Raw genomic sequence first — 10,067 nt, 5'->3', positions numbered from 1 at the left:
CCTGAATTACTTCCTTCAGTTCTCTTAGAAGGGCTTTGCGGCCTTTAAATCGTTCGTCTGCCCAGAGGCGTTCGTAGGTTTCTTGTTTATCTTGTTGTAATTTTCTTCTATATGTATCCAACAATTCATGAAGGGCGTAGTAGTCATCCAACCACAATCCTCCTTCTGGTAGGCGATGGCTAATCTCCCCTACTTCTTCGTAGGCCATCCGGTCTAGGCGACGCTTTTGACTCTCTTGTTTTCTGACGCTATCATGGATTCGGTTGCGGAATTTTGTTTTGAAGTAGACGTAGAGTTTCTTTTCCTCTTCCACTAATTCTGGATGGACCTCGAGGAGTTCATAGAGACAAATCATGCCTTCTTGGTCCCAATCCTCTTTCTCCCACAGGTGAAGATAGTAGTCTTTTCTACATTTATGAACAATTCCTTTTACCTTTGCATAATACTTTTCAAGCATTTGTTTCCCCCCTTTCTCTGCTTGTAGTATAGCAGAGAAAGGGGGGGAAGAAGGGCTTTGGTTTCTGTCTTGTGTTTTTTTGAGTCCAAGGTGTATCAGTAAGTATTGAGAAAGGCAGATGAGAGATAAAAAGACAACTGTTGTCTCTACAGTTGTCTTTGTTTGTGATTTTATATTGATAATATTTTTGATTAAAGTTCTGCAATCTGGTTAAGATTTACTTCTGCAACTGTATCATTACCAAACATTGAGATAATCATCTTAACTTTATTGTTATCAATTTCTGTAATCTTACCTGTGTAATCTGCGAAAGCTCCGTCAATAATACGAACAGTTTGACCAACTTCGACATCAATATCAAATTCTTGGACAGTTTGACCCATAGAAACTAAAATATCGCGAATTTCTTGTTCCAAAAGTGGAGTTGGTTTTGATCTATTTCCGTGTGAGCCTACAAATCCTGTTACGTTTGGTGTGTTACGTACAACAAACCAAGCTTCATCGGTCATAACCATTTCTACAAGAACATAACCTGGAAAGCGATTTTCTTCGATTTCTTTTTTCTTTCCATTTTTTTCTACTTGCACTGTTTGTGTAGGAATTTCAACACGTAGAATATTTTCTAGCATATTGTATGTTTGTGCACGTTGCAATAGATTTTCTTTTACTTTATTTTCGTAGCCAGAATAAGTTTGTAGCACAAACCATCCTTTATCAAAACTATCCATGTTTTTTCCTTTCCTAACTGAAGAATTTCAGCGACTAGATCTTTTTCTTGCCTTATTTTAAAAAATATTAATAAAACGAATCAATCCGCTAACAATCAATTGGTCAAAAATATAAATCATCACTACAAAGAAAGCAGTGTATTCCATGATAGATTTAAAATCTAACCAACTTTCCTTGCGAGTCGGCCAAGTTGTTTCTTTAAGAAGTTTAAAAATGTCCTTAATAAAACGCATCGTTTTCTCCTATCTCGTTTCTCGGTGTGTGGTATACTTGCCACAGTGTTTACAAAATTTATTTACTTCTAAGCGTGTTGGTTTTGGATTGCCACTAATCTTAATCGAATAGTTTCTAGAACCACAAACCGCACAGGCTAGACTTGCTTTTTTAAGTGCCATAACGCCTCCATCTTACCTATTATAACAATAAACCTCTGCTTTGACAAGTTAAATCGTTTTTGATTTTTTAAGGTGATTTCTCAACTAATTTTTCAAAGTAACTTCCACTTGTTTTACCAAGGGATTTATCCAAAATACTTTTAAACATAATTTCTCAAAAGAAAAGCGTCATAACAAGTCAGCGACTCTAACTCCTGATCTAAAAAATCAAACAAGTCTAAAAATATTTCCCTTGGTATCGGTAAACTTGCTTCAAATTCTTTCTTCTGTTGCTGCTTATACTCTGCCAGTAATTTCTTTTTCTTCTCTTTTTCCATTTTCTCCTCCGACTAACTTCTCTGGTACTTTTGAGACTAATACTCAATGAAAATCAAAGAGCAAACTAGGAAGCTAGCCGCAGGTTGCTCAAAACACCGTTTTGAGGTTGTGGATAGAACTGACGAAGTCAGTAACACATATACGGTAAGGCGACACTGACGTGGTTTGAAGAGATTTTCGAAGAGTATAACTTTCTTCAACAATGTTCAACAGTCCTTCACTCCTCTCATTATAGCACTAAATTCCTTTTATTGATGAGATTTTTGATAGCAAACAAAAAGAGTCAGCAAGCCAACTCTTTCGATCTCTATTCACTTTTTTCCATCAAGAAATCATAGATTTCCTGGACTGTTCCAAGCGCCATAATCTCCTGATCTTTAACAGTTTGTTTTAGCTTTTGATAAATCTGACTTTCAGCCATATCACGCTTTTCAGCCTCTTTATTTACCCTCATGACTCCATTTTCAATGGTCACAAAGCCAAGCTCTTCAAATATCTGAATCATTTTGACTAATAGGATTTGCTCAATCTTGAGATAGGCTGCCAAATCCTTGAGTTTATAGCGAATATCGAACTCTGGGAACTGATAGATGGTTTTATACAATTTTGCAAACTGCTCTCTTGTGCCATAGCCCGTCAAGTAGTAAGCCTTAGCGATATCATTTTTAAAGTAAAGAGCTGAAAACTCCTGCTCCTGACAGATTTTCTTAAGGAGGGATATATCCTCAGGGATATTCTTAACGACAATAGCTGAACAAGAGGCCACATCAGGTAACTCTTGCGTAAAGTCCAAAACAGGTACACCTTCAGGTAACAGGGCATTCTTACCACGGATGTTAAAGAGCTGGACACCTTCTACACGGGCATCAACCATCATCAACTGCAAGGTTGTTTGTCCATTCCATTGATTGACAGAGAGAGTCACCGCCAATTCCAATTGCTTGGTCTGTGAGAATTCAGTCGCCCATTTCCCTTGACCAAAAGCGACCACCTCAAAACTAGCCTCACCTTTGGAAATTTTCAGCTTGAGATGAGCATTACCAACCCCCATAACGCGAGCATTTTCAACTTGAAAATCTCGAATATAAAAGACAGGTTTTTGGTTATCCATCCCAAAAGGAGCTAGGCGTTCAAAACTTTTCACTGTCTCCAAACTCAAGATCTCTAAGTCCAGTTCTTCATCTAAAAATAGATTGTTTTTACCTTGGGCATCTGCACCTTTTTCTCGAATATAGGCTTCCAAAAGATCAGATAAGACTTCCAACTTATCCACTTCAAGGGTCATACCTGCAGCACCTGCGTGACCACCAAAGGCGATAAATAGTTCCCGATGCGGGTCCAAAGCTTCAAAGATATCGACTGCTTCAATGCTTCGCGCACTCCCCTTGGCTCGTCCATCTTCGATATTCAGTACAATGACTGTCTGACCTAGTTCTTCAAGCAAGCGCCCAGCTACAATTCCAAGAACCCCCGGATTCCAGCCTTCCTTAGCCAAAACTTGAACACTTTTATCAGGATCCACCATGCCCTTGGCTTCATCGTAAATGGACTGAACAATTTCCTTACGTTCTTCATTCTTTTGATGAATCAAAAGGGCGATTTCATGCACTTCCTCATCGTCAAATCCAGTTAACAAATCAATAGCTGGATTGGGATCATCCAAGCGCCCTAAGGCATTTAAACGAGGTGCCAACTGAAAACCGACCGTTTCTTCTGTCACATCACTACTCGAAATCCCAGCAATTTCAAACATTTCTTGTAGACCCATTCGTTGAGTGTTGCGCAAGACCTCAAGACCATACTGGACCATGATACGATTTTCGTCCGTCAAGCTGACCATATCGGCAATTGTACCGATGGCAACCAAGTCCAACAACTCAACCTGCACTTCTTCTAAAAGGGCACAAGCCAACTTAAATGCGACACCACAACCCGCCAAATGCTTGAAAGGATAGTCCGCCCCTGGATGTTCAGGATGGATAATAGCATAGGCATCTGGTAAAACCTCAGGCATAGAATGGTGGTCAGTCACAATGACATCCACTCCCATAGACTGAGCCAAATCAATGGCCTCATGCCCCGCCACACCATTGTCCACCGTCACAATCAAAGACACACCCTGCTGTTCGATAAAATATTTGTAGACACTGGCATTTGGACCATAACCATCCGTAAAGCGATTGGGAAGATAAACCAGGCACTCAGCGCCTAACTGTTCTAAACTTTCCTTGACAATGGAAGCCGAAGTCATCCCATCCGCATCGTAGTCCCCGTAAATGAGAATCAGTTCCCCTTGCTCAATAGCATGGCGAATCCGCTCCACTGCCTTTTCCATATCATTTAAAAGGTAGGGATCATGCAAATCCTCCAAAGAAGGTTCTAAAAATTTTTTCAGACTAGTTTCATCCTTGATGCCTCGTTCAAATAACAAACGAGCTACTTCAGGTCCCAAACCAGCTTTCTTAGCTATCTTTGTAAAATCCGCATCCTCAACTTGCGGAGCAAATTGCCAATTATAAGTAGGAATTATCAAAAAAATCATCCACTCTTTCTTACGATTCTATTGTTTTATTATAACATGATTTCCAGTTTTTCTCTATCTGCTTTGCTTTTATCAAAATTTTACTAATTTTTTTGTAATATCATTTGACAGGAAAACGCTTTTGTTGTAGAATCGATGTTACAAAATCTAACACAAAGGAGAAGAATTATGACTTTAGTAGAATTTAAAGCTGTTGAAAAGTATTACGGAGACTACCACGCACTCCAGAATATCAACCTTCGTTTTGAAAAAGGCCAAGTTGTTGTTTTACTTGGACCATCTGGTTCTGGAAAGTCAACCCTTATCCGTACTATCAATGGTCTAGAGGCAATTGATAGTGGAAGTCTCCTGGTAAACGGACACCAAGTGGCAGGTGCTAGCCAAAAGGATTTGGTCCCCCTCCGCAAGGAAGTAGGTATGGTTTTCCAACATTTTAATCTTTATCCACATAAGACTGTGTTAGAAAATGTAACTCTTGCACCTATTAAAGTACTGGGTATTGATCCCAAAGAGGCTCAAAAAACTGCGCAAAAATATTTAGAATTTGTAAATATGTGGGATAAGAAAGATTCCTATCCAGCCACCTTATCAGGCGGACAAAAACAACGAGTAGCTATCGCTAGAGGTCTAGCTATGAAACCTGAACTCCTCCTCTTTGACGAACCAACCTCAGCTCTCGACCCCGAAACAATCGGCGATGTCCTAGCTGTTATGAAAAAACTAGCCCACGACGGCATGAATATGATCATCGTCACACACGAAATGGGCTTCGCTCGTAAAGTAGCTGATCGCATCATCTTTATGGCAGATGGGCAAGTCCTGGTCGATACAACAGATGTGGATGCATTTTTTGATCACCCAAGTGAACCACGCGCCCAACAATTTCTCAGCAAGATTATCAACCACGAAAGTGATAAGGTCAAATAAGGAGACACCTATGAAAAAGAATTTCTTTCTTGCAACAGTAGTTACCAGTCTTTTAAGCATTGGATTTGTGACATCAGTTCAAGCAGATACCAGCATCTCAGATATCCAAAAAAAGGCAGAAATCGTTGTTGGCGTCAAACAAGACGTCCCTAATTTCGGCTATAAAAACCCGAAAACTGGAGAATTCTCAGGTATTGAAACAGATTTAGCCAAACTGATTGCAGATCAACTCAAGGTCAAGGTCCGCTACGTTCCAGTTACTGCTCAAACTCGAGGTCCTCTGTTAGACAACGAACAAGTGGATATGGATATCGCCACCTTCACAATTACTGACGAACGAAAAAAACTCTACAACTTCACCAGCCCTTACTATACAGACGCCTGTGGATTTTTGGTAAATAAATCAGGTAAGATTAAAGATATTGAAGATTTAAACGGAAAAACCATTGGAGTCGCACAAGGATCCATCACCCAAAAGCTGATTACAGAGCTAGGTAATAAAAAAGGACTATCCTTTAAATTTGTCGAACTCGGCTCTTATCCTGAATTGATCACCTCCCTCCACGCCCATCGGATTGATGCCTTCTCAGTAGACCGTTCTATCCTTTCCGGGTATACCAGCAAAAGAACTGAACTACTTGACGATAGCTTCAAACCTTCTGACTATGGTATTGTAACCAAAAAATCAAACACGCAACTGAATGACTACCTAGATCAATTGGTTGTCAAATGGAGTCAGGATGGGACCTTGCAGGAGTTATACGGTCGCTACAATCTCAAACCTTCCAAACACTCAGCAGAATAAGGAGGTAGCTACATGATAGATTTATCATCTTGGACAGCTTATTTTCAACATTTTGGTCAATTTTTTAACGGATTTCTCTTTACTATAGCTATTGCTCTAGGTTCTTTTACCCTAGCCATGCTATTGGGCATCCTATTCGGTACATTATCCACTAGCAAACATAGCAGTTTACGGATCTTGTCCCGTATCTTTGTCGAATTTTATCAAAACACCCCTCTCCTAGTTCAGTTCGTTATTGTATTTTACGGCTTGCCCCTGATTAGTAACCATACTATCATGATTCCTATCTACTGGACTGCCGTTCTTTGCGTCGGACTCTACCACGGTGCCTATATCGCCGAGGTCATTCGGTCAGGAATTCAATCTATCCCTAGAGGCCAACTCGAAGCCGCTCTTTCTCAAGGATTCACCTACACAAATGCAATGCGCCTGATTATCTTACCGCAGGCTTTTCGCATCATTCTTCCTCCCTTAACCAACCAAGTCGTCAACCTGATTAAGAATACTTCGACAGTAGCCATCATTTCTGGAGTTGATCTCATGTTTGTCACCAAATCTTGGTCCGCACTCAACGGCAACTACATCCCAGCATTTTTAGGTGCTGCCTTCTTCTACTTTGCCCTCTGCTTCCCTGTAGCCCAATTTGGACGAAAAATGGAGCAAGCTAACAAAAATGCTTATTCACTTTAGGAGGTTTTTATGGAAAGTATTCTTGAAGTTCTCAGTCTAGACAACCTCATCTTTCTTTTAAAAGGTTTTGGTCTAACCCTCTATATCTCTTTGATTGCTATCACGCTTTCAACACTAATTGGAACCATCCTCGCTGTCATGCGTAATGGAAAAAACACCCTATTACGAATCCTTGCTAGTGTCTACATTGAATTTGTCCGAAATGTTCCTAATCTACTCTGGATTTTTACTATTTTTTTAGTCTTTAAAATGAAATCTACCCCAGCTGGAATCACCGCCTTTACTCTCTTTACATCTGCAGCTCTTGCTGAAATTATCCGAGGTGGTCTTAACGCAGTGGATCAAGGACAATACGAGGCTGGAATGGCACAAGGTTTCTCCTATCGCCAAATCCTCTATCACATCATCCTACCGCAAGCCATTCGCAAGATGCTCCCTGCCATCATCTCTCAATTTGTAACAGTGATTAAGGATACAAGTCTTCTATACTCTGTAATCGCCCTCCAAGAGCTTTTTGGTGCCAGTCAAATCCTTATGGGCCGATACTTTGAATCCGAACAGGTTTTCAGCTTATATATCCTGATCGCCCTAATCTACTTCAGCTTCAACCTAGCTATTTCAAGCCTTTCACGGGCTCTAGCAAAACGTTGGCAACAAGCTGCAGAATAACAAGAGGTTGGGACAAAAAATCCCGACCTCACTTTTTATTAACAATCAAACATTGACGCGGTAGCTGATTGAACTTTTTGTTCGTCTTTTAGACTCCAAAATGCTCCTAATCATCCTCGCGGGGCTGGGACTACGAAATCGAGACTTTGTCTATCGATTTCTGTCCCACCGCCTTTTGAGAGAAATCTTTTTGCTTATTTCTTTACTAAAAAATAAGCTAGGAAATGTTAAACTGACAAACTCTATGCTAGACTAGAAATATGGAACATCATTTTAATCATCGAGCAGAATCATTTGATTCTCCAAAAAATCAATTTCTGGCCGATCTTGTTTGCCAGCATCTAATAAAACAAGTGCCTGATTTGTCAAACAAATCAATCCTAGACTTTGGAGGTGGAACTGGCCTTATCGCCCTTCCTCTTGCCAAACAAGCTAAATCAGTGACCTTGGTTGATATTGCGGACAAGATGCTTGCGCAAGCTCGTCTCAAGATTGACAGTCAAAAACTTGCAAACCTATACTTGATTCAACAGGATTTATTACTTGAACCACTTGAAGAAGAGTTCGACCTTATTATCGTCAGTCGAGTTCTTCATCATATGCCTAATCTTGATGACAGTCTATCTATGTTCAAGGAACATTTGACTCATGGCGGACAACTCTTTATTGCTGATTTTACTCTACCAGCTGGAGAGACACACGGTTTTATCATTTCTGAACTTGAAGAAAGCCTCAGCCAACAAGGTTTCTCGGAAATAACAAGTCAAATACTCTACAGCTCAGACCATCTCTTTCTCCATAAACCTTCCCAATTATTTCTTACAAGTAGCAAAAATATTTAGCCCTTAGAGTATCAGACAAGCACTAAAAACAAAGCAAATGCTAATCTTTACTCAGTTTTTGCATTTTCCCAATAGATAAGGTATAATAGTTGTATTGTCTTTTGGGGTCGTTACGGATTCGACAGGCATTATGAGGCATATTTTGCGACTCGTGTGGCGACGTAAACGCCCAGTTAAATATAACTGCAAAAAATAACACTTCTTACGCTCTAGCTGCCTAAAAACCAGCAGGCGTGACCCGATTCGGATTGCTCGTGTCTGATGACAGGTCTTATTATTAGCGAGATACGATCAGGCTTTGTCTAGCAGTTTGATAAGAGATTTATAGACTCGCAGTTCCTAGGCTTGAGTTATGTGTCGAGGGGCTGTTAAAACAATACATAACCTATGGTCGTAGACAAATATGTTAGCAGGTGTTTGGACGTGGGTTCGACTCCCACCGGCTCCATTATATTAAAAAAACGTTGATGTTCTCAACGTTAGAACGAAGACAAAGTCCTTGGAAGTCAAGTTTCCAAGGGCTTTTCTTTGTGTAAAGTCGTATAATAGAGGCAAGAAGAGTTGTGAGGTGTTCCTATGTTTCAAACGTTGATGATATCAACGTTTTTTCTGTCATCATACAAGTTTACAATGTTACATCAAGACACTTGAAAGATGGCAACATTAACTTTTCTTCTATGGGAAAAATAGCATATATAGTGGATTGAACTTAGAGTAGTACAATATAAATTCTAAAACATTTTTAGAAATTAATTTGACTTTCCTAACCTCTTTGTTCACATCTTATTTCAATCAACTATACATTGAACAGCTATTCAATTGAATTTTTAGCATTTTAAAGATCTGTAAGACTGACATTTCCCCTTTCTCCTAATCATTATCCATCAAAAAAACCGTAAGAATTTCTTCTTACGGTTTTTCTAGCAAATTCATAGAATTGAGATTCTCAGTTTTGCTTTATTTGAGTAATTTCTTACTCTTCTTCCTCACGTTTTTTAGCGAAGAGGAGTCCGCCTGTTGCTGCTGCAAGAAGTGCTAAAGCAAGTGAAGCGCTAGATTGTTCTGTACCAGTATTTGGCAATTCTTTCGCTCCTGCTTTCTTAGCTGGTGCTTGAGCAGGTGAATCTTGGTTAGCAGCTGTAACAGCTTTTTCAGCTGGAATGACTGCTACTGAACCATCTTCAAAGGTTACAACTACTGATCCATCATTGTTAACCTTAATATCTTTCGCGGTTGGGTTAGCTTTCTTAACTTCGTCGGCTACTTTAGCTTTTTCGGCGTCAGTCAAGTTGCTTGGATCTGTAACTGGGGTTACTGATGGATTCTTAACTCCATCTGATTCCTTAACTTTATCTGATGATTTCTTAACTGTCTTATCGGCTGGAATAACAGCTGTTGTACCATCTTCAAAGGTTACAACTACTGATCCATCATTGTTAACCTTGATATCTTTCGCGGTTGGGTTAGCTTTCTTAACTTCGTCGGCTACTTTAGCTTTTTCGGCGTCAGTCAAGTTGCTTGGATCTGTAACTGGGGTTACTGATGGATCTTTAACGACTTTATTAGTTGGATCTTTTACAGTTACTTTAACTGGTACTTCATCCTTAGAACCATCTGGGTAAGTCACAACGACTGTAGTTCCTTTATCACCTGGTGTAGTTGTGTCTACTGGTGTCTTGAACTCTACTGTTGT

At 39.8% G+C, this 10,067-nt stretch carries 12 protein-coding genes and 1 other RNA gene; 6 read left to right on the top strand and 7 right to left on the bottom strand.

Features of this window, described 5'->3' with window-relative positions:
- The 6 genes from QM917_RS10365 to recJ all read right to left on the bottom strand — a co-directional run.
- On the bottom strand, window positions 1-457 hold a 457-nt coding region (locus QM917_RS10365; RefSeq protein WP_414285699.1), incomplete at its 3' end, for a sigma-70 family RNA polymerase sigma factor.
- Window positions 458-648: 191 nt separating this feature from the next.
- Window positions 649-1,185, bottom strand: coding sequence for a transcription termination/antitermination protein NusG (gene nusG / locus QM917_RS10360; RefSeq protein ID WP_045763385.1), 537 nt, complete (start codon window positions 1,183-1,185; stop codon window positions 649-651).
- A gap of 57 nt (window positions 1,186-1,242) precedes the next feature.
- Window positions 1,243-1,419 (bottom strand): preprotein translocase subunit SecE, encoded by a 177-nt coding sequence (secE, locus tag QM917_RS10355; RefSeq protein WP_001211016.1) that lies wholly within the window; start codon window positions 1,417-1,419, stop codon window positions 1,243-1,245.
- A 9-nt stretch (window positions 1,420-1,428) separates the two neighbouring features.
- A complete protein-coding gene (rpmG, locus tag QM917_RS10350; protein ID WP_001809375.1) occupies window positions 1,429-1,581 on the bottom strand; it encodes a 50S ribosomal protein L33 in 153 nt (50 codons plus the stop codon).
- A gap of 140 nt (window positions 1,582-1,721) precedes the next feature.
- Window positions 1,722-1,898, bottom strand: a complete 177-nt coding sequence (locus QM917_RS10345; protein ID WP_248036022.1) for a hypothetical protein — start codon at window positions 1,896-1,898, stop codon at window positions 1,722-1,724.
- A 308-nt stretch (window positions 1,899-2,206) separates the two neighbouring features.
- Window positions 2,207-4,432 carry a single-stranded-DNA-specific exonuclease RecJ gene (gene recJ / locus QM917_RS10340; RefSeq protein WP_315640903.1) on the bottom strand — a complete coding sequence of 742 codons (2,226 nt, stop codon included), beginning with the start codon at window positions 4,430-4,432 and terminating at the stop codon, window positions 2,207-2,209.
- A gap of 177 nt (window positions 4,433-4,609) precedes the next feature.
- Here recJ and QM917_RS10335 point away from each other — a divergent pair, with 177 nt between their 5' ends.
- From QM917_RS10335 to ssrA, 6 genes are all read left to right on the top strand, one after another.
- Complete coding sequence (locus tag QM917_RS10335; protein WP_281335773.1) at window positions 4,610-5,368, top strand: amino acid ABC transporter ATP-binding protein; 759 nt, start codon at window positions 4,610-4,612, stop codon at window positions 5,366-5,368.
- A 10-nt stretch (window positions 5,369-5,378) separates the two neighbouring features.
- Complete coding sequence (locus QM917_RS10330; RefSeq protein WP_281335772.1) at window positions 5,379-6,173, top strand: transporter substrate-binding domain-containing protein; 795 nt, start codon at window positions 5,379-5,381, stop codon at window positions 6,171-6,173.
- A gap of 12 nt (window positions 6,174-6,185) precedes the next feature.
- Window positions 6,186-6,863 carry an amino acid ABC transporter permease gene (locus tag QM917_RS10325; RefSeq protein WP_371608512.1) on the top strand — a complete coding sequence of 226 codons (678 nt, stop codon included), beginning with the start codon at window positions 6,186-6,188 and terminating at the stop codon, window positions 6,861-6,863.
- Window positions 6,864-6,872: 9 nt separating this feature from the next.
- Window positions 6,873-7,532: an amino acid ABC transporter permease gene (locus QM917_RS10320; RefSeq protein ID WP_371608511.1), complete on the top strand. Its 660-nt coding sequence runs from the start codon at window positions 6,873-6,875 to the stop codon at window positions 7,530-7,532.
- Between the two features lie 260 nt (window positions 7,533-7,792).
- Window positions 7,793-8,374, top strand: a complete 582-nt coding sequence (locus QM917_RS10315; protein ID WP_248036027.1) for a class I SAM-dependent DNA methyltransferase — start codon at window positions 7,793-7,795, stop codon at window positions 8,372-8,374.
- A gap of 103 nt (window positions 8,375-8,477) precedes the next feature.
- Window positions 8,478-8,825: a transfer-messenger RNA gene (ssrA, locus tag QM917_RS10310) on the top strand.
- A 522-nt stretch (window positions 8,826-9,347) separates the two neighbouring features.
- Here ssrA and QM917_RS10305 read toward each other — a convergent pair.
- Window positions 9,348-10,067 (bottom strand): Rib/alpha-like domain-containing protein (locus tag QM917_RS10305; RefSeq protein ID WP_414274104.1); only part of this gene is annotated, 720 nt, incomplete at its 5' end.

The organism is Streptococcus infantis, assembly GCF_047460685.1.
GTDB lineage: Bacteria > Bacillota > Bacilli > Lactobacillales > Streptococcaceae > Streptococcus > Streptococcus infantis_AD.
The sequence above is the reverse complement of the archived record's forward strand: the minus strand, read 5'-3'. Positions and strand labels throughout refer to the sequence as shown.